This window comes from Pseudomonas sp. B21-017 (assembly GCF_024749245.1).
Classification (GTDB): domain Bacteria; phylum Pseudomonadota; class Gammaproteobacteria; order Pseudomonadales; family Pseudomonadaceae; genus Aquipseudomonas.
On record NZ_CP087194.1, the window covers coordinates 1,822,761 to 1,840,185 of the forward strand.

21 protein-coding genes are annotated in these 17,425 nt (G+C 59.7%); 12 read left to right on the top strand and 9 right to left on the bottom strand.

Annotation, left to right across the window (positions count from 1 at the left end):
• Window positions 1-18: 18 nt before the first annotated feature.
• Entirely contained in the window at window positions 19-828 is an 810-nt protein-coding gene (locus tag LOY28_RS08085) for a TatD family hydrolase (RefSeq protein WP_258613324.1), read from the bottom strand.
• Between the two features lie 237 nt (window positions 829-1,065).
• On the opposite strand from LOY28_RS08085, the gene LOY28_RS08090 reads away from it, so the two are divergent.
• From LOY28_RS08090 to LOY28_RS08100, 3 genes are all read left to right on the top strand, one after another.
• The gene (locus LOY28_RS08090) at window positions 1,066-2,487 is read left to right on the top strand and encodes a transglycosylase SLT domain-containing protein (RefSeq protein ID WP_258613325.1); all 1,422 of its coding nucleotides are present in this window, start codon (window positions 1,066-1,068) and stop codon (window positions 2,485-2,487) included.
• Window positions 2,488-2,590: 103 nt separating this feature from the next.
• A complete protein-coding gene (locus LOY28_RS08095) occupies window positions 2,591-3,025 on the top strand; it encodes a DoxX family protein (RefSeq protein WP_086944660.1) in 435 nt (144 codons plus the stop codon).
• Window positions 3,026-3,286: 261 nt separating this feature from the next.
• A complete protein-coding gene (locus tag LOY28_RS08100) occupies window positions 3,287-3,595 on the top strand; it encodes a hypothetical protein (protein WP_007939981.1) in 309 nt (102 codons plus the stop codon).
• Window positions 3,596-3,628: 33 nt separating this feature from the next.
• Here the strand turns inward: LOY28_RS08100 and greB are convergent, their stop codons facing one another.
• Genes greB through LOY28_RS08115 form a run of 3 tightly spaced genes read right to left on the bottom strand, consistent with a single transcriptional unit; the run spans window position 3,629 to window position 7,373 of the window.
• On the bottom strand, window positions 3,629-4,126 hold the full coding sequence (gene greB, locus LOY28_RS08105) for a transcription elongation factor GreB (protein ID WP_018929803.1): 498 nt from the start codon (window positions 4,124-4,126) through the stop codon (window positions 3,629-3,631).
• Window positions 4,127-4,185: 59 nt separating this feature from the next.
• Window positions 4,186-6,690 (bottom strand): ABC transporter permease, encoded by a 2,505-nt coding sequence (locus tag LOY28_RS08110; RefSeq protein ID WP_064616715.1) that lies wholly within the window; start codon window positions 6,688-6,690, stop codon window positions 4,186-4,188.
• A complete protein-coding gene (locus LOY28_RS08115) occupies window positions 6,690-7,373 on the bottom strand; it encodes an ABC transporter ATP-binding protein (RefSeq protein ID WP_007939984.1) in 684 nt (227 codons plus the stop codon). Before LOY28_RS08115 ends, LOY28_RS08110 begins: the two co-directional genes overlap by 1 nt.
• Window positions 7,374-7,383: 10 nt before the next feature.
• On the opposite strand from LOY28_RS08115, the gene LOY28_RS08120 reads away from it, so the two are divergent.
• The 3 genes from LOY28_RS08120 to LOY28_RS08130 all read left to right on the top strand — a co-directional run bounded on the left by LOY28_RS08120 (window position 7,384) and on the right by LOY28_RS08130 (window position 9,443).
• Entirely contained in the window at window positions 7,384-7,989 is a 606-nt protein-coding gene (locus tag LOY28_RS08120; RefSeq protein ID WP_018929801.1) for an arylesterase, read from the top strand.
• Between the two features lie 56 nt (window positions 7,990-8,045).
• Window positions 8,046-8,339: a hypothetical protein gene (locus LOY28_RS08125; protein ID WP_007899882.1), complete on the top strand. Its 294-nt coding sequence runs from the start codon at window positions 8,046-8,048 to the stop codon at window positions 8,337-8,339.
• A gap of 132 nt (window positions 8,340-8,471) precedes the next feature.
• A complete protein-coding gene (locus LOY28_RS08130; RefSeq protein ID WP_018929800.1) occupies window positions 8,472-9,443 on the top strand; it encodes a L,D-transpeptidase family protein in 972 nt (323 codons plus the stop codon).
• 123 nt (window positions 9,444-9,566) lie between these two features.
• On the opposite strand, the gene oprI is transcribed toward LOY28_RS08130, so the two are convergent.
• Window positions 9,567-9,818 carry an outer membrane lipoprotei OprI gene (gene oprI / locus LOY28_RS08135; RefSeq protein ID WP_003172710.1) on the bottom strand — a complete coding sequence of 84 codons (252 nt, stop codon included), beginning with the start codon at window positions 9,816-9,818 and terminating at the stop codon, window positions 9,567-9,569.
• 629 nt (window positions 9,819-10,447) lie between these two features.
• Here oprI and LOY28_RS08140 point away from each other — a divergent pair.
• Window positions 10,448-10,729, top strand: coding sequence for a GNAT family N-acetyltransferase (locus LOY28_RS08140; protein WP_007939987.1), 282 nt, complete (start codon window positions 10,448-10,450; stop codon window positions 10,727-10,729).
• 65 nt (window positions 10,730-10,794) lie between these two features.
• Here LOY28_RS08140 and LOY28_RS08145 read toward each other — a convergent pair whose 3' ends face one another.
• Entirely contained in the window at window positions 10,795-11,871 is a 1,077-nt protein-coding gene (locus LOY28_RS08145; protein WP_018929799.1) for a 3-deoxy-7-phosphoheptulonate synthase, read from the bottom strand.
• Window positions 11,872-12,060: 189 nt separating this feature from the next.
• Window positions 12,061-12,504 carry a PilZ domain-containing protein gene (locus LOY28_RS08150; RefSeq protein WP_081625788.1) on the bottom strand — a complete coding sequence of 148 codons (444 nt, stop codon included), beginning with the start codon at window positions 12,502-12,504 and terminating at the stop codon, window positions 12,061-12,063.
• Between LOY28_RS08150 and LOY28_RS08155 the strand changes: the two genes are divergently transcribed.
• From LOY28_RS08155 to cysB, 5 genes are all read left to right on the top strand, one after another.
• Entirely contained in the window at window positions 12,503-12,889 is a 387-nt protein-coding gene (locus LOY28_RS08155) for a co-chaperone YbbN (RefSeq protein ID WP_026286693.1), read from the top strand. The genes LOY28_RS08150 and LOY28_RS08155 overlap by 2 nt on opposite strands.
• Complete coding sequence (locus LOY28_RS08160) at window positions 12,886-13,842, top strand: putative 2-dehydropantoate 2-reductase (protein WP_064616717.1); 957 nt, start codon at window positions 12,886-12,888, stop codon at window positions 13,840-13,842. The genes LOY28_RS08155 and LOY28_RS08160 overlap by 4 nt, the downstream gene beginning before the upstream one ends.
• A gap of 23 nt (window positions 13,843-13,865) precedes the next feature.
• A complete protein-coding gene (locus tag LOY28_RS08165; protein WP_018929795.1) occupies window positions 13,866-14,771 on the top strand; it encodes a 5'-nucleotidase in 906 nt (301 codons plus the stop codon).
• A 96-nt stretch (window positions 14,772-14,867) separates the two neighbouring features.
• Window positions 14,868-15,371, top strand: coding sequence for a universal stress protein (locus LOY28_RS08170; protein WP_007939995.1), 504 nt, complete (start codon window positions 14,868-14,870; stop codon window positions 15,369-15,371).
• A 113-nt stretch (window positions 15,372-15,484) separates the two neighbouring features.
• Complete coding sequence (gene cysB, locus LOY28_RS08175; protein WP_007899921.1) at window positions 15,485-16,459, top strand: HTH-type transcriptional regulator CysB; 975 nt, start codon at window positions 15,485-15,487, stop codon at window positions 16,457-16,459.
• Between the two features lie 13 nt (window positions 16,460-16,472).
• Here the strand turns inward: cysB and LOY28_RS08180 are convergent, their stop codons facing one another.
• Together LOY28_RS08180 and LOY28_RS08185 are read right to left on the bottom strand one after the other, a co-directional pair.
• Window positions 16,473-16,955 carry a GreA/GreB family elongation factor gene (locus LOY28_RS08180; protein ID WP_018929794.1) on the bottom strand — a complete coding sequence of 161 codons (483 nt, stop codon included), beginning with the start codon at window positions 16,953-16,955 and terminating at the stop codon, window positions 16,473-16,475.
• A 14-nt stretch (window positions 16,956-16,969) separates the two neighbouring features.
• On the bottom strand, window positions 16,970-17,368 hold the full coding sequence (locus LOY28_RS08185) for a hypothetical protein (protein ID WP_007939998.1): 399 nt from the start codon (window positions 17,366-17,368) through the stop codon (window positions 16,970-16,972).
• Between the last annotated feature and the right edge of the window lie 57 nt (window positions 17,369-17,425).

Here is a 17,425-nt window from a genome sequence, read left to right on the forward strand (position 1 = left end):
GCCACGGTTCTCAAGTGGTTACTGGGGGATCGAGGGCAACCCGAAAAACGCCCGGGCGCTGGCGGTGCTGTGGGCGGCGAGATCTTCCATGCTTTCCCCGCGATGCAACGCCACTTCACGCAACACTTCAGTCAGATACCCCGGCTCGTTGCGACCGTTCTTCGGCTTGGGGCGTAAGCTGCGGGGCAGCAGATACGGCGCGTCGCTCTCCAGCATCAAGCGCCCGCGTTTAATCTCCTTGACCAACGGATGCAGGTGCGTGCCCCGGCGTTCGTCGCAGATCCAGCCAGTGATGCCGATGTGCAAATCCAGATCGAGATAGCTGAACAGCGCCTTCTTTTCTCCGGTGAAGCAGTGCACCACGGCAGCCGGCAATTGATCGCGGTAATCGTGCAGGATCTCCAGCAGTCGTTGACTGGCGTCGCGCTCATGCAGGAACACCGGCAGTTGCAGTTCGACCGCCATTGCAAGATGTTCTTCGAGGACTTTTTCCTGTTGCGGGCGGGGCGAGAAATCACGATTGAAATCGAGGCCGCATTCACCCACGGCCACTACGTTCGGCTCCTTGAGCAAACTGCGCAGACGCTGGGCGCTGTCGGCGTTCCAGTCGCTGGCTGAATGCGGGTGAATGCCGGCGGTAGCGAACAGTCGTTGAGCGCTTTCGTCCAGTTGCCGGCACAGTTCCAGCGCCTGTTCGCTGCCCTCGACACTGGTCCCGGTAAGCACCAGTTGGCAGACCCCGGCAGCGTAGGCTCGGTCGAGTACAGCCTGGTGTTTGTCGGCAAAACTGGGGTTGGTCAGGTTGACGCCGATATCGATGAGTTGCATGGTGCTACCTCGGACCAAAGGCCGGAAAGCATATCAGAGCTGTAGATTTATAAGAAAAACCAAGAACTACAACGAGTTAAAGCTGTCTGTTGAGGCCGCGAGGCAGGTCGGGGTTGGTAGATTTGCCATCACTGTGCCACTCTCTCGCACTTTATCAGCGCTTCAAGCGCTCTGTTTCTGTTGCCCGATGTCATGAAATCTCTCATGAGGTTGGCCAGTATTCTTTCCGGAGAGTGGATGACACGTCCCTCGGTTTTGTTACTGCTGTGTTGTTCGTTGCTGCTGCCGATGCCGGCGATTGCGCGTCTGGCCGGGCCGTTGCAAGCCGTACCGGCAGCCAAGGTCCGCGACCTGGCGGAGATTCGCAGTAGCCGTGTGCTGCGGGTGCTGGTCAACCAGAGCCGCAACAGCTCCGGCGAAGTCCAGGGCCAGGCCATCGGCGTCGAATACCACCGCCTGCGGGCTTTCGAGCAATACCTTAATGGCCACGCCCGTGACGGCCAGGAAATCACCCTCAAGATCATTCCCAAAGCCAAGGATCAACTGCTCGGAGCGTTGCAGCGCGGGGAGGGCGATCTGGTCGCGCCGGGGGAATTGCTTGATCCGCAATCGGGGCACGCGGTCAGCACCAGTGAGCCGATTGCCAGCGACGTGCCGTTACTGCTGGTGGGGATCAAAGGCGAACGGCGTTACACCCACCTTGAACAACTCTCGGGTAAAACCCTCGCGCTACCTACCGGCAGTGCTGCCGGGGATGCGGTCAGCCAGATCAATCAGAAGCTCGCGCTGCACAAACTGCCCCCGGTGAAGATCGAGTGGGTCGACCCAAGCCTGGCCGTCGAGGACGTACTGGAAATGGTCCAGGGCGGGATCTTCCATCTGACCATCGTCGAGCAACCGATCGCCGAGCGCTGGGGCAAAATCCTGCCCAAGTTGCGCTTCGATCGACAGGTCCTCATCCGTGAGCCGGGCGAGGAATACTGGTTCGTACGCCGCGACGCCTCGATGCTGCGGGCGAGCATCGACCGTTTCCTGACCACCTACAAACAACCGTCGGACCAGGATGCGGCGTTCCTGCGGATCTACCGGCGCCTGTATCAAGTGCACTATCCCTTGGCCAAGGCCGATCGTCAGCGCCTGGAAAAACTTCGACCGGTGCTGCAAAAACACGCTCAAGCCCAGGACATGGACTGGCTGAACCTGGCAGCGCTGGCCTTCAAGGAATCGGCGTTGCAACCCTCCGCCAGAAATGGCGGTGGCCCCACCGGCCTGATGCAAATAACACCTTCGGCCGCCCAACGGGTTGGCGTCAGTGACATTCAGAATCTCGATGCCAATGTGCAGGCCAGCGCCAAGTACCTGGCGATGATCCGCCGCAAATTCTTTGCCAGCCCCAAACTCAACGAGCGCGAACGGATGGCGTTCGTGCTGGCGGCCTACAACATGGGACCGGAGCGGGTCCAGGGCATGCGGGCCGAGGCTCGGCGGCGCGGCCTGAATCCTAATCAGTGGTTTTTCCAGGTTGAGCGCATCGCCATGGAGCAGGTGGGAATGGGGGCTGTCAGCTATGTTAATAGCGTGAACAAGTATTACCTGGCGTTCGATCGGGAGCGGGAATCGTTGGAGCCTCAGGGGCAGAAAGTTGCCTTACGTAAATGATCGACTAATCTGATTGTTATGGTGCGTTTTTTGCGCTTTTAGCATGAGATAAACCGATTAATATGGCGACCAACCAACACACTCTCACAATGGATGACACAGCATGAGCACACTGATCAACAAGGTACTGTCTACCCGCGCTGGCTACGGCCTGACGATTCTGCGGATTTTCGTCGGCATCATCTTCGCGGCCCACGGCTCACAGAAACTCTTCGGGGCATTCGGCGGCTACGGCATTGCCGGCACCGCGCAGTACATGGAAAGCATTGGATTGGCGCCCGGTCACCTGATGGCAATCCTGGCTGGTGGTACTGAATTCTTCGGCGGTCTGGCGCTGATCATCGGCCTGCTGGCACGTCCGGCGGCGTTGGGGCTGACCTTCCTCTCGCTGGTTGCGATTTTCTCGGTGCACATCAGCAACGGTCTGTTCATGGCCAACAACGGTTATGAATTCGCCCTGGCCTTGCTCGGTGGCAGCCTCGCAGTGCTGATCGAAGGCGCAGGCAAGCTCTCGGTCGACCGCGCCATCTCCGACTGACCGCTCTGACTCGACAAAAAGGCCCGCGCAGTGTGATGCACTGTGCGGGCCTTTTTTTGTTGCTGGCGATTCTTGACACTGTCCGGTCAGCTTCTCTAGGATGCTGCTCATGCGCCGATTTAAACAGCTACTTGCGGGGCGCCAGGTGACTCATTCAGTTGCCGATAGAAGCTTGAAACAGGCTTCGAAATACCGCTAAAGCGCTGGTTCGGTGTTGCCTCTCACCTGCCATGCAGACTTTTGAGGCAGAGACACGACACAATGAATGCATTGAACCCCGTTGTACGCCCCGCGCCGATTACGGCACATCTCACCCAGCGCAATCCAAAAATCCTGCTTGGCGGTAAACATCAGCCGACGCTGTTGCGTTACCTCGATGGCTGGCCACGTCGCACCGGCGGTCCGGCAGCATTCCTGATCCAGTTTGTCGAAGATGGCGAGTCGCTGGAGCGCTTCGCGACAGACAGTTTCGATCTGGCGGTGATTCAGGCACCCAGCGCCGAGGACGCGCCTGAAGTGATCAGGCAACTGACCCGCGTCGCGCGCCAAGGGCTGATTGCCCGCTGCTGAGGCTCAGGGCTCTACGGCTTAGAGCACCGTGGCTCAAAAATAGTCGATTGCCACGATATACACGCACTGCTCACCGGTTGGTGTCTGCACTCGCACTTCGGCGTCCAGTGCCTTGCCGATCAAGGCGCGGGCCAGCGGTGAGTCGATGCTGATCAGGCCTAGCTTCAGGTCCAGCTCATCCGGGCCGACGATGCGATAGCGCGACTCTTTGCCGTCCTCGTCTTCGATCGTGACCCAGGCACCAAAGTAGACCTTGTTCGGATCGCTGGGCTTTTCACTGACCACCTTGAGCGCTTCCAACCGTTTGGTGAGAAAGCGCACACGGCTATCGATCTCGCGCAGCATCTTTTTGCCGTAGGTGTATTCGGCGTTTTCCGAGCGATCGCCCTGGGCCGCCGCCTCGCTGACCGATTGCGTCACTTGCGGTCGGCGCACATGCCAGAGCTCATGAAACTCGGCGCGCATCCGCGCTTCACCTTCGGGGGTGATCAGCGCGGTGCCGGCGGTGCGGGGAGGGCGATAACGGCTCATGGCGACTTCTTGTGGTTGAGTTCTTGAATCGGGTTTTTAAACAAGCGTACTTGAGTTTATCAACCCTCGCGCAAGACTGTCAGCGGGCTGGCGTTCAAGGCGCGGCGCGTGCCGAACACACCGGCACCGCCGATCAGCGCCGCGCCGATCAGCGGCATGACCAGCAGCCATGGATGCGGATGCCAGGGCAGATCGAAGGCGTAGCGGTAGAGCACCAGGCTCACCAGTTCCGAGCCCAATGCCGCCAACAGCCCGCTGACCGCGCCGAGCAAACCGAACTCGATCCGCCGGGCCCTGACCAGCAACTGCCGTTCGGCGCCCAGCGCTCGCAGCAATGCGCCTTGGCGAATACGTTCATCGAGGGTGGCCTGCAAGCCGGAGAACAGTACCGCCATCCCCGCCGCCAACACGAACAACAGCACGTACTCCACTGCCAGGGTCACTTGCGCGAGAATGCTGCGCAATTGCTCCAGCAACGCTTCGACTTGCAGGATGGTCACCGCTGGAAAACTGCGGGACAGGTCGACGATCTGCTGGTCGTGACCGGGTGCCAGATAGAAACTGGTCAGGTAGGTCGCCGGCAAATCCTTCAAGGTGCCGGGTTGGAAGATCATGAAAAAGTTCGGCTGGAAGTTGTCCCAGTTGATCTCCCGCAGGCTGGTGACTTTCGCCTCCCGATTGACCCCGCCAACGCTAAACACCATGTGATCGCCGAGCTTGAGCTTGAGGCTTTCGGCAACTTTGCCTTCCACCGAAACACCGGGTAGTTCATCCGCCGGTTGCTGATCCCACCAGTTGCCGGCGGTGAGCTTGTTGCCCGCCGGCAGGTCCGCCGCCCAGGTCAGGCTCAGGTCGCGTTGAATGGCCCGGTCACCGGCCGAGTCCTTGCTGACGATCTCCTGCACCGGTTTGCCATTGATGCTGATCAGCCGTCCCGGCACCACCGGGTACAGCGGTGCCGATTGTGCTGACAGCTCCATCAACCGATCGCTGAAGGCTTGTTTGTCCGCCGGCAGAATGTTCAGGGCGAAATAGTTCGGGGCATTTTTCGGCAACTGGTTTTGCCAGGTGTCGAGCAGCTCGCCACGCAGCAAAGCGATCAACGCCATCGACAGCAGAATCAAGCCGAAGGCCAGGGATTGACCCGCCGCCGCCAGCGGATGGCGCAACAGTTGGCCCAACCCCAGACGCCATGGCAATGAGGCGCGGGCCAGCATCCGGCGCAGGCTCTTGAGCAGCAGCAAGAGCAAACCGCCAAGCACCAGTGCCGCGATCACGCCGCCGCCGAGCAGGGCGAAAGTCAGCACCAGGTCCAGGCTCAAACGCCACATGATCAGGCCGAGGGCGCCCAACGCCGCGCCATAGACCATCCAGGTGCTGGAGGGAATCGGTAGCAAGTCCCGGCGCAATACCCGTAGCGGTGGGACTCGCCCCAAAGCGGCCAACGGCGGCAGGGCGAAACCGGCCAGCGCGACCAGCCCGGTGCCGATCCCCGCAATGGCCGGCAACAGGCCTCCCGGTGGAACGTCAGTCGGCAGTAAATCATGCAGCAGCGCAAACAGCCCGAGCTGCGCCAGCCACCCAAGCAGGGCGCCGCTGATGCTGGCGAGCAGTCCGAGAACCGTCAGTTGCAGACTGAACAGCACCATGGTTTCCCGGCGGGACAGGCCCAGACAGCGCAGCAATGCACTGGCATCGAATCGGCGGGTAGCGAAGCGTGTCGCCGACAACGCCACCGCCACGCCGGACAGCAGCACCGCTACCAGGCTGGCCATGTTCAAGTAACGTTCGGCCTTGCCCAAGGCACCGCCGATCTGCCGATTGCCATCGCGGGCATCCTGGATGCGCTGGTTGGCGGCCAGGCCTGGCTTGATCAATTGACGATAGGTTTCCAGCGCCTGGGCGTTGCCGCGCCAGAGTTCGCGGTAACTGACCCGGCTGCCGGGTTGCACCACGCCGGTCGCCTCGAGGTCGCTGAGATTGATCAGCACCCGTGGCGTCAGGCTGTAGAAGTTGCCGGCGCGATCCGGTTCGTAGGTCAGCACCCGCGCCAGTTTCAGGGTTTTCATGCCGACATCGATGCTGTCGCCGATCTTCAAGTCCAGCGCAGTCAGCAGTCGCGCTTCAACCCAGGCTTCGCCGGGTTTCGGACCGCCACCGGGTGCTTCCTGCGCGAACGGCGCGGGGGCGCTTTTCAGTTCGCCGCGCAACGGGTAGACGTCATCGGCGGCTTTGATGCTGGACAGCTGAATGCCGTTGTCGGTGGCAATGACACTGGAAAATTCCACCACCTGAGCATGTTCAAGGCCCAGCTCGATGCCACTGTTGATCTGTTCCGGCCGCGCCGGCGAACTGCCTTCCAGCAACAGGTCGGCGCCGAGAAACTCTGTGGCGCGCAGCATCATGGCGCCGTTCAGGCGGGCGCCGAAGTAACCGATGGCGGTACTCGCCGCCACGGCCACCAGCAAGGCGAAGAACAACACGCGCAACTCACCGGCGCGGGCATCGCGCAGCAGTTGGCGAATGGCGAGACTGAACAGGCGCAACAGCGGCAGGCGTGCCATCAAGGCTCCAGAGGGGCGACCAGCAGGCCGGCTTCAAGGCGGATCAGGCGCCGGCAGCGATGTGCCAGGCGTTCGTCATGAGTTACCAGCACCAGGGTGGTGCCGCGTTCCTTGTTGAGTTCGAATAGCAGATCGCTGATGCGCTCGCCAGTGTGGCTGTCGAGGTTGCCGGTGGGCTCATCGGCGAACAACACATCGGGCTCGGCGGCGAAGGCACGGGCAATCGCCACACGCTGCTGTTCGCCACCGGAGAGCTGGCGCGGCGAGTGGGTCAGGCGTTGACCCAGGCCGACCCGTTGCAACAGCTCGGTGGCGCGCTCACGGGCGTCTTTGCGGCCATCGAGTTCCAGCGGCAGCATGACGTTTTCCAGGGCGTTGAGGCTGTCGAGCAGTTGAAAGGATTGGAAGACAAACCCCACGTGCTCGGCGCGAATGCGCGCGCGCTGGTCTTCGTCGAGATTGCTCAGGCCTTGGCCGGCGAGAGTGACTTCGCCGCTGCTCGGCAGGTCGAGGCCGGCAAGCAGACCGAGGAGGGTGGATTTGCCGGAACCGGAGGCGCCGACAATGGCCAGGCTATCGCCCTTGTTCAGTTCCAGGCTGAGTTCGTGCAGGATAGTCAGTTCACCTTCCGCGCTGGGAACCACTTTGCTGAGGTTCTTCGCGGTGAGAATGCTTGCGCCCATGGAGAATCCGATGCGTGTGTGGTTTTTGAGTGCTGGCCTGGCCTTGATGTGCATGGCCCAGAACGCAGCGGCGGGTACAGTCCTGATCGTTGGCGATAGTATCAGCGCCGGTTTCGGCCTGGATACCCGGTTGGGGTGGGTGTCATTGCTCGAGCAACGGCTCAAGCACGAAGGTTTCGACGATAAGGTGGTCAATGCATCCATCAGTGGCGACACCAGTGCCGGAGGCCGGGCACGCCTGCCGGCGCTGCTTGCAGAGCATAAGCCTGAGCTGGTTATCCTCGAGTTGGGGGGCAATGACGGACTGCGCGGAATGCTGCCAACACAATTGCAACAAAATCTTGCATCGATGATCGACAGCTCCCGCGCCAGTGGTGCCAAGGTACTGCTGCTGGGCATGCAGTTGCCGCCCAACTACGGTGCGCGTTACACCCAGGCATTTGCCGAGGCTTTCACCAAGGTGGCCGACGAGAAAAAAATCCCGCTGGTGCCGTTTTTTCTCGACGGCGTGGGCGGTCATCCAGACCTGATGCAATCCGACGGCCTGCACCCGGCAGCGGGGGCTCAGGGCAAGTTGCTGGAAAATGTCTGGCCGACACTGAAACCGCTGCTTTGACGCTTTTCTAGCGGCGGCGTTTCGGCTAAGGTGGCGCCCCCGATTTGGAGGCCCCGATGCCGCGTCCCGCCTGGTCCCTTTTTGCCTATCAACTGATCGAGCCTGACGAACAGCTGGATCTGTTCGCCTGCCAGGAAGTGCGGGTGCATCTGGTGACCCGTCAGCTGGAACTGGGCGGCTCGGCGGACCGAACCCTGTGCGGCAGCCTGTTGCCGGCGCAACCACGCTGGTCGAGCGTCGATCGCACGGTCTTCCAGGACCAGCGCCTGTGCTCGCTGTGCCGGGCCATTCTGGAATCGCAAAAACGCGGCACTTCGCCGATCTGGCCTGAGTTGCGGTTCGAGCTGTAGCTCCCTTGCCACAGGAAAGCTTCCACCACAGGTAATCCCCCTCGCCGCAGGTCTTGCATCTCCCCGAAATAACGGGCGGCGGTGTACAATCGGGTTTTTATACCCTTGTCGATCATGCGAAGGATTTTCCGGATGTTGCCGCGCTTTCCCGCCGTCACCCGCTGCCTGTCTCTTGCTGCGCTCTGCGTGGCGGGTCCCGTTGCAGCATTGGAGTTGCCCCTGCCACCACCCGGTGAAGACATTGTCGGCCAGGTGCAAGTGATCAAGGCCAAATACGAAGACACCTTCGCCGACCTTGGCACCACCTACGACCTGGGCTATTTGGAAATGGTCGCGGCCAACCCTGGCGTCGATCCATGGCTGCCGGGCGCCGGTACCGAAATCGTCCTGCCGACGCGCTTCATCCTGCCACCTGGCCCGCGTGAAGGCATCGTCATCAATCTGGCTGAATACCGCCTCTACTACTACCCGAAAGGCCGGAACGTGGTGTACACCTTCCCGCTGGGTATCGGCCGTGAAGGCTGGGGTTCGCCGATTGCCCACACCAGCATCGTCGCCAAGACGCCGAACCCGACCTGGACCCCTCCAGCGTCGATCAAGGCTGAGCACGCCGCCGATGGCGACCCACTGCCGAACGTAGTGCCGGCCGGCCCGGATAACCCGCTGGGGCCATTCAAATTCACCCTGGGCACTCCGGGGTACCTTATCCACGGTTCGAACAAGAAGTTCGGCATTGGCATGCGTACCAGCCACGGTTGCTTCCGCATGTTCAACAACAACGTGCTGGAAATGGCCAGCATGGTGCCGGTAGGGACGTCGGTTCGCATCCTCAACGATCCGTACAAGTTCGGCCTCAGTGGCGGCAAGGTTTATCTGGAAGCGCACACGCCGCTGGATGACAAGGGCAACCCTTCGGTGGTCGACAAGCACACCGCCGTGATCAATGCGATGCTCAAGCGTGAGGACATCACCAACAACTTGCGCATGAACTGGGATGTAGTGCGCGACGTGGTCGCCGCTGAGGATGGCCTGCCGGTGGAAATCGCCGTGCCGAATACGTCGGCACCGATGGTCTCGAGTGCGCCGATCGACCTGCAGCAGTAACGCGTTAAAGCAACCCGCCGATGCAGGCCGCATCGGCGGGTTTTTTATGGCCTGCAGAAACCTCAGGCAATAAAAAAGCCGACCCAAAAAATGGATCGGCTTGATAACAATCCCGAAGGATTATTACTTGCGGCTAGCTTTTTCCAGCATGCGCAGAGCACGCTCGTTAGCTTCGTCAGCAGTCTGTTGTGCTTTTTGAGCAGCAGCCAGAGCTTCATCAGCTTTACGGTAAGCTTCGTCTGCACGAGCTTGGGAGCGAGCTGCTGCGTCTTCAGTAGCAGTCAGACGTGCTTCAGTTTCTTTCGATACGCTGCTGCAACCGGTAGCCAGAACTGCGGCCAGAGCCAGAGCAGAGAATTTCAGAACGTTGTTCATCGTGTTCCCCTTCAAGGACTTTCTATTAAGTAGCTGTCTCCTCAGAGTGAGGAAATAGCCGGCGTACATACTACCCATTACTTGTAGTAAGTAAACTGACGTAGCGCAAGAAGCAAAAAAAATTGTAGGCGTTGATTCTTTTTCGAGCAACTTTTAACTGCGTTGTATAAAAAATATCCAGCTACGAGGCCCGAACTGAGCGAGCCGTTGGGAAAAAGTTCCCTGGCCCGGCGGCTGTTTTTTGGTCTTGCCCAAAGTCCGTCTAGATGGGTTTGTCTACACTTGTGTTCGAATTTTGCGCAGCCGCTCGCATATCTTTATCCATGTTGAGGTGACTTAAACAAAGGGCGCTCGTCTTAAGTCTCAATATCCGGCAATGTTCAGGCTTTGACCCGTTCGGTCGAGCCGTTCCTGCGTAATCCGCGGCAACACCCGCCACCCGATGCACAATGACGAGCGTCCCTTGAGCATTTTTGCCAATGGTGCCTACTATTTGATACGTGCTCGGTTGCGCGAGATTGGTGCGGCTCTCTCGGTGTCCATTCAGGCACGGGGTGGCGTAGTTGTTCCTTCGCCGGAAAAACATCGGTAAGGTAGGGGTCAGAATTAAAGACCCGCGAGGAGTAGTGATGAGCGAGGCGTTGTCCATCCACCATGACCAGGCTGGTCATCAGTTCGAGACCACTGTGGACGGTTATCGTGCCTACCTGACCTATATGGATCTGGGAAAACAGACCCTGGATATTTATCGCACTTTTGTGCCCAACGCGTTGCGTGGTCGCGGCATTGCGGCGGCTTTGACCGAGCAGGCGCTGCAATATGCTGATGAAATGGGCTACACGGTGATTCCATCGTGCTCCTACGTGGAGCGCTACATGGAGCGTCATCAGCGGCATGCTGCCAAGCTGTGAGCAAAACCAACGCATAAAAAAACGCCAGGTTCAAACCTGGCGTTTTTTTATGCGCGAAACGGCGATCAGCTGCGATTGCGTTTAGGCAATACGTCCTTGAGCTTGGCATGCATGCTGCGCAAGGTGTTTTCAGTGGCAGTCCAATCGATGCAGGCATCGGTGATCGACACGCCGTATTGCAGGTCGGCGAGGTCTTTCGGGATTGCCTGGCAGCCCCAGTTCAGGTGGCTTTCGACCATCAGGCCGATGATTGACTGGTTGCCTTCGAGGATCTGGTTGGCGACGTTCTCCATCACCAGCGGTTGCAGGGCCGGATCCTTGTTGGAGTTGGCGTGGCTGCAATCGACCATGATGTTCGGCTTGATGTTGGCCTTTTTCAGCGCTTGCTCGCAGAGCGCGACGCTGACCGAATCGTAGTTCGGCTTGCCGTTGCCACCGCGCAGTACCACGTGACCATAGGCGTTGCCCTTGGTGGTGACGATCGATACGCCACCTTCCTGGTTGATGCCCAGGAAACGGTGCGGGCTGGAAACCGATTGCAGGGCGTTGATGGCCACCGTCAGGCCGCCATCGGTGCCGTTCTTGAAGCCGACGGCCGAAGACAGGCCGGAAGCCATTTCACGGTGCGTCTGGGATTCGGTGGTGCGTGCGCCGATAGCCGACCAGCTGATCAGGTCCTGCAAGTATTGCGGGGAGATCGGGTCGAGGGCTTCGGTTGCGGTCGGCAGGCCCATCTCGGCCAGGTCCAGCAGCAACTGACGACCGATGTGCAGGCCATCCTGAATCTTGAACGAGTCGTCCAGGTACGGATCGTTGATCAAGCCTTTCCAGCCAACGGTGGTGCGTGGCTTCTCGAAATACACGCGCATGACCAGATACAGGGTATCGGACACTTCGGCCGCGAGCACTTTCAGGCGCTCGGCGTATTCGTGGGCAGCCTTGATGTCATGGATCGAGCACGGCCCGATCACGACGAACAGGCGGTGGTCGGTGCCATCAAGAATGTTGCGAATGACTTCGCGGCCCTTGGTGACGGTGCGCAGGGCAGCGTCGCTCAGAGGGATATCACGCTTGAGCTGATCGGGAGTGATCAGGGTCTCGTTGGAGGCGACGTTTAGGTCGTTGATCGGTAAATCAGCCATCGTTTACTCGTCAGGTCACGGGTGCCGGCCGCCAGCGAACCCGCGCGGCGGAGCACAGCAAATTAAGCGCGTCGGGGAGCAGAACCTTAGCGCGTTACACCGTGGCTCGACAATGGGCAGACACCGGTTTAATGGGCATTCCCCATCAGTTTCCCCCACCGTGGCGGGGAAACTGATGGGGAATGCACCCTAACCGGCCATTGGCTGCGCAAATGCCTTGCTGACCGTATCGTGGGAGAACTCGTCGGCGTGCTGCTGGACCCACTCGAGGGCCAGGGTCTCATTGTTCTGCTGTTGGCTTTGGGGTTCATGCTGACGGCAGTAACGTTCGATCTGGCAGATCTGCTCACCCATCCGCGCGCAAAACAGCGTCTGTTCGTCGACGAAGGCGATCCCCACCAGATAGCCGCGTTTGCGTCGCAAGCACCACGCCACATAACCCAGGAAACGCAAGTCCGGGTTCAGGGTCGGCATGCGTATTTCCAGCGCCGTACCGTGGCGCCACGCGCGGTGGTAATTGCAAGCCATGCCGCCGAGGCTGATAGTGTGCAGCTCTTGCCGCGAAATACACTCATGTTTGAGCAACGTTAATTCGACGGGCACATCGTCAGGATGAGGAAGATAACGTCTCATGAACACGGACTCCCTGTGTCGGCCACTTGACACTGTTTCTCCCAGTATAGTGGTCGAATCGGAACTGACCGATTTCGACGCCGACCAACGGTTGCTGGCAATGAGCGGCATTTCACTGGTGATATTTACCAGCGTCGGCTGTGCCAGTTGCCGTTTTGCCCGCGAGCAGTTGCCCAGGCTCGAACTGGCGGTCGATCGGCTGTGCTGGATCGATGCCGGAAGCAATGGCGGGGTGGTTGAGCGCTATCGGGTCTTTCATTTGCCGGCACTGTTTGTGGTGCGCGACGGTGAGTATTTCGGGGCGCTACAGTCGCGCCTGACCCGCACAGCGCTCAACGAGGCTGTGGAGCAGGCGTTGAATCGACCAGCAGAGGAGCTGCCATGACAGGCACAGTGGCCAAGCCGACAATCGGCATTATCGGTACCGGCGCGATCGGTGGTTTCTACGGGCTGATGCTGGCGCGTGCCGGCTTCGATGTGCATTTTCTGTTGCGCAGCGAGTTTTCAGCGGTGGCCGAACGCGGCTTGCATCTTGACCATGCGTCGTTGGGCCCGCTGACCCTGAACCCGGTCCAGGCCTATTCGTCGGCTGCCGACATGCCGCCCTGTGACTGGCTGCTGGTGGGCGCCAAGACCACCAGCAACGCGGACCTGGCACCGGCCATTATTCAAGCCGCGGCACCTGATGCCAAAGTGCTGTTGCTGCAAAATGGCCTGGATGTCGAAGACCATCTGCGCGAGTTGCTCCCCGATTCGCTGCACCTGCTGGGCGGGCTTTGTCTGATCTGCGTCCATCGCGCCGGCCCCGGGGTCATCACCCATCAAGCGCTGGGGGCGGTGAATGTCGGCTACCACAGTGGCCCCGCCGCCGATGCACAGGTACGCATGAACATCGTCGAGGAGGGCGCCGGATTGTTCCGCACGGCCGGTATCGACGCCCAGGCCATGCCGAATCTGCAGCAGGCGCGCTGGCAGAAACTGGTCTGGAATATTCCCTACAACGGTCTGTCGGTGCTGCTCGGGGCCAGCACCACACCGTTGATGGCGGATGCCGACAGCCGCGCGCTGATTCAGGCCTTGATGGCCGAAGTGGTTCAGGGGGCCAAGGCTTGCGGTCATGACATGCCGCCGGGTTACGCCGATTATCTGTTCATGATGACCGAGAAAATGCCCGACTACTGGCCGAGCATGCATCACGATTTTCTGCACAAGCGGCCGCTGGAACTGGACGCCATCTACACTCGGCCACTGGCAGCGGCGAAGGCGGCGGGATGTGAGTTGCCGCGAATCGAGGCCTTGTATCGCAGCTTGAGTTTTATCGACCGACGTAACCACTGAGTCGGTCAAGAAGGGGGAAGGGCATGGCAAATGTCATAGACGACAAACTGGTGCTGGCGATTTCTTCGCGAGCGCTGTTCGACTTGAGCGAGAGCCACAAGGTCTATCTGTCGAGCGGCGTCGAGGCTTATCGGCAGTACCAGATCGAACACGAAGACGAAATTCTCGAGCCCGGCGATGCATTCCCGTTGGTGGAAAAACTCCTGAACCTGAATACCCGTCTCGGCCGTGCCCGGGTCGAGGTGATCCTTGTGTCGCGTAACAGCGCCGACACCGGCCTGCGGGTTTTCAACTCGATTCATCACTATGGCCTGTCGATCTCGCGTGCGGCGTTCGTCGGCGGGCGCAGTCCTTATCCGTACCTCAAGGCTTTTGGTTGCGACCTGTTTCTCTCGACCCATGCCGAAGATGTGCGCAATGCGCTGGAGGCCGGATTCGCCGCAGCGACTATTCTATCGGGCGGTGCCAGTCGCGCCGCCAGCGATGAATTGCGCATTGCCTTCGACGGTGACGCGGTGCTGTTTTCCGACGAGTCGGAGCGGGTCTATCAGTCGGGAGGCCTGGCGGCGTTTCAGGCCAGCGAGCGTGAGGCGGCCCGCGAGCCTTTGCGTGGCGGGCCGTTCAAAGGTTTTCTCGCGGCGCTCAATCTGTTGCAGCGCGAGTTTCCGGATGATGCCTGTCCGATCCGTACCGCGCTGGTGACCGCGCGATCGGCGCCGGCCCATGAACGGGTGATCCGTACCTTGCGCGAATGGGACATTCGTCTGGACGAATCGCTGTTTCTTGGCGGCTTGACCAAATCAGCTTTTCTCGAAGCCTTTGCCGCCGACGTATTTTTCGACGATCAGGCAGGCCATTGCGAACTGGCCCGCGAAGTGGTCGCCACCGGGCACGTGCCCCATGGCATCAGTAACGAGCCGTCGGTTTAAAGCCCGGCGGTTCAATACGTTGCGCCGGGCGCCGCACTCGCCACGGCACTGCTAAGCTGAATCAATCTCCGCCATGTTGGCATTTGAGGAGGTCATATGATTCGTTCGATGCTGTATGCCACTGACTTGGGTCTGTACGCACCATTGGTGATGCAGCATGCCTTGGAACTGGCTCGAACATTCAATGCCGACTTGTATGTGGTGCACGCGGTAGAGCCCATGGGGCTGTTTGCCGAATCCGTGTTGCAAAGCTATCTCGACGAGAAGGCCTTGAACGAATTTCACAGTCAAGGTCTGAACAATGTGATCGCCAATATTCAGCAACGGGTGCTCGACAACTTTCGCGAAGAGCTGGGGGATGAAGGAGAGCAGGATTTGCAGCGGATTCAGGCTGTGCGGGTGCTGCAGGGCGATCCGTCGCAGGTGATTCTCGACCAGGCGCAGAAACTCTCTGTCGATTTACTGATCGTAGGGAGTCACAGCCATGGTGCTGGCGCGGAAACGCCGTTGGGTCGAACCGCTGCGCGCGTGTTGCAACTGGCCAGGGTGCCGGTCTATTTGGTGCCGCTGGTAGAGCGTCGCCGCAAAGAGGATCGCTAGAACACGAATAATGGCATTTTGACAAAAAAGTTCTAGATTTATTGGTCTAACCATTAATATAGTTATATACCGTCGCTGATGCCCGTGGCGTCTACCTGCTTTGAGGGATTCATATGAAGCTTCAACAATTGCGCTACATCTGGGAAGTGGCGCACCACGACCTCAACGTTTCTGCTACAGCCCAAAGCCTCTACACCTCGCAACCGGGCATCAGCAAACAGATTCGTCTGCTGGAAGACGAATTGGGGGTCGAGGTTTTCGCCCGCAGCGGCAAGCATCTGACCCGCGTTACCCCGGCTGGCGAGCGCATCATCACCACTGCCGGTGAGATCCTGCGCAAAGTTGAAAGCATCAAACAGATCGCCCAGGAATTCTCCAACGAGAAAAAAGGCACCCTGTCGATCGCCACCACCCACACCCAGGCGCGTTATGCATTGCCACCGGTGATCAGCAATTTCATCAAGCAATACCCGGACGTTGCCCTGCACATGCACCAGGGTTCGCCGATGCAGATCGCCGAGATGGCTGCGGACGGCACCGTCGATTTCGCCATCGCCACCGAAGCCCTGGAGCTGTTCGGTGATCTGGTGATGATGCCGTGCTATCGCTGGAACCGCTGCGTGGTCGTGCCTCAGGGCCACCCGCTGACCAAGCTGTCGAAGCTGACCCTCGAAGCCCTGGCCGAATACCCGATCGTGACGTACGTATTCGGTTTCACCGGCCGTTCGAAACTCGACGAAGCCTTCAGCCACCGTGGCCTGACACCGAAAGTGGTGTTCACCGCCGCTGACGCCGACGTGATCAAGACGTACGTTCGCCTGGGGCTGGGCGTGGGCATCGTGGCGAAAATGGCGGTCGATACCAAGCTCGATAGCGACCTGGTGGTGCTCGATGCCAGCGAGTTGTTCGAATCCAGTATTACCAAAATCGGTTTCCGTCGCGGCACTTTCCTGCGTGGCTTCATGTGCGACTTTATCGAAAAGTTCGCTCCGCACCTGACCCGTGAAGTGATGGCCAAGGCCATTCAGTGCCACAACAAACAGGAACTGGAAGAGCTGTTCGACGGCGTCGAACTGCCGGTCCATTAAGCGTCAACAGACGCTAGACCACCTCGGTGACAGCAAACTGTTGCCGAGCGCCCGCCACCAGAATCTCCACTTCATCCCCTTCGAACTTGCCCAGCAGGCTTTTACCCAGCGGCGAACGAGGGGTGATGACGGTAATCAGTTGCCCCACCAGATCAATCTTCAATCCGGCTGCGTCGGGGGCCAGGAACAGCCATTGTTCGCGACCCTTTTCGTCTTCCAGGCCGAGCAGGGCGCCGACCTCGATGCCGCGCCGCTCGTCATAAGGCCGCAGTGTCAGGTTCTGGCAAAGGGTCAATGACAGCCTGATTTCTTCCACTCGCCTGGCCTGCCCGGCCGCCAGATAAGACGCCTCCAGCCCCAGGGTGTCGTACTTGTTTTCGGCTATGTTTTCTTCGTGGGTCGCGGTTTCGTAAGCGGTTTGCGCGGCACGCTCGGCGATGTCGAGATCGATCCGCAGCTTGTCGATAATCAGTTGGTGGACGGTCGGCTTGTGCATAGAGAGCTTCATGATCAATCGCAGAATTGCAGGACGTTGGCGCGGCTTTTTTCGCTCGGCGCGGTCTGGTCCTGTTGCAGCCAGAACTGACATTTTGGATTGGCCAGATTGTGTTTGCTACTTCTGGCCTGTTCCACCATTTGCTGCTGATCGTTCCTGCGCAGGTGTTCCTCGTACTGTTCGAACATCGGGTTTTGCGCAGCGGGTTGTTCAATCACCGGCGGCTTGGCCAGTTGCTCCACCGCCTGGGCCAAGGGTGCCAATTGCTCGTTGAACAACAGGCGCCAGGCGAGCCAGCAAGTCAGTGCGATCGCGATAAATCCCAGCCACAAACCGAGGGCGATGCTGCCGGTCAGTTGCAGCGCATTGAGCTGGATCGGCATGGAGCGGCGCGGGTGGGGACGGTAGGGCATGACTGCCTCCTGGCGGGTGGTCGCGGGCGAGTGGCGATTGTCGCACGAAGATTAATC

Excerpts from the sequence above, each read along its gene's own strand:
- cysB (WP_007899921.1), top strand. The coding sequence starts at position 15,485 with ATGAAGCTTCAACAATTGCGCTACATCTGGGAAGTGGCGCACCACGAC.
- LOY28_RS08160 (WP_064616717.1), top strand. The coding sequence starts at position 12,886 with ATGACAGGCACAGTGGCCAAGCCGACAATCGGCATTATCGGTACCGGC.
- LOY28_RS08095 (WP_086944660.1), top strand. The coding sequence starts at position 2,591 with ATGAGCACACTGATCAACAAGGTACTGTCTACCCGCGCTGGCTACGGC.
- LOY28_RS08180 (WP_018929794.1), bottom strand. The coding sequence starts at position 16,955 with ATGCACAAGCCGACCGTCCACCAACTGATTATCGACAAGCTGCGGATC.
- LOY28_RS08125 (WP_007899882.1), top strand. The coding sequence starts at position 8,046 with ATGCCGCGTCCCGCCTGGTCCCTTTTTGCCTATCAACTGATCGAGCCT.
- oprI (WP_003172710.1), bottom strand. The coding sequence starts at position 9,818 with ATGAACAACGTTCTGAAATTCTCTGCTCTGGCTCTGGCCGCAGTTCTG.
- LOY28_RS08110 (WP_064616715.1), bottom strand. The coding sequence starts at position 6,690 with ATGGCACGCCTGCCGCTGTTGCGCCTGTTCAGTCTCGCCATTCGCCAA.
- LOY28_RS08150 (WP_081625788.1), bottom strand. The coding sequence starts at position 12,504 with ATGAGACGTTATCTTCCTCATCCTGACGATGTGCCCGTCGAATTAACG.
- LOY28_RS08100 (WP_007939981.1), top strand. The coding sequence starts at position 3,287 with ATGAATGCATTGAACCCCGTTGTACGCCCCGCGCCGATTACGGCACAT.
- LOY28_RS08140 (WP_007939987.1), top strand. The coding sequence starts at position 10,448 with ATGAGCGAGGCGTTGTCCATCCACCATGACCAGGCTGGTCATCAGTTC.
- LOY28_RS08185 (WP_007939998.1), bottom strand. The coding sequence starts at position 17,368 with ATGCCCTACCGTCCCCACCCGCGCCGCTCCATGCCGATCCAGCTCAAT.
- LOY28_RS08170 (WP_007939995.1), top strand. The coding sequence starts at position 14,868 with ATGATTCGTTCGATGCTGTATGCCACTGACTTGGGTCTGTACGCACCA.
- LOY28_RS08130 (WP_018929800.1), top strand. The coding sequence starts at position 8,472 with ATGTTGCCGCGCTTTCCCGCCGTCACCCGCTGCCTGTCTCTTGCTGCG.
- LOY28_RS08090 (WP_258613325.1), top strand. The coding sequence starts at position 1,066 with ATGACACGTCCCTCGGTTTTGTTACTGCTGTGTTGTTCGTTGCTGCTG.
- greB (WP_018929803.1), bottom strand. The coding sequence starts at position 4,126 with ATGAGCCGTTATCGCCCTCCCCGCACCGCCGGCACCGCGCTGATCACC.
- LOY28_RS08155 (WP_026286693.1), top strand. The coding sequence starts at position 12,503 with ATGAACACGGACTCCCTGTGTCGGCCACTTGACACTGTTTCTCCCAGT.
- LOY28_RS08145 (WP_018929799.1), bottom strand. The coding sequence starts at position 11,871 with ATGGCTGATTTACCGATCAACGACCTAAACGTCGCCTCCAACGAGACC.
- LOY28_RS08085 (WP_258613324.1), bottom strand. The coding sequence starts at position 828 with ATGCAACTCATCGATATCGGCGTCAACCTGACCAACCCCAGTTTTGCC.
- LOY28_RS08165 (WP_018929795.1), top strand. The coding sequence starts at position 13,866 with ATGGCAAATGTCATAGACGACAAACTGGTGCTGGCGATTTCTTCGCGA.
- LOY28_RS08115 (WP_007939984.1), bottom strand. The coding sequence starts at position 7,373 with ATGGGCGCAAGCATTCTCACCGCGAAGAACCTCAGCAAAGTGGTTCCC.
- LOY28_RS08120 (WP_018929801.1), top strand. The coding sequence starts at position 7,384 with ATGCGTGTGTGGTTTTTGAGTGCTGGCCTGGCCTTGATGTGCATGGCC.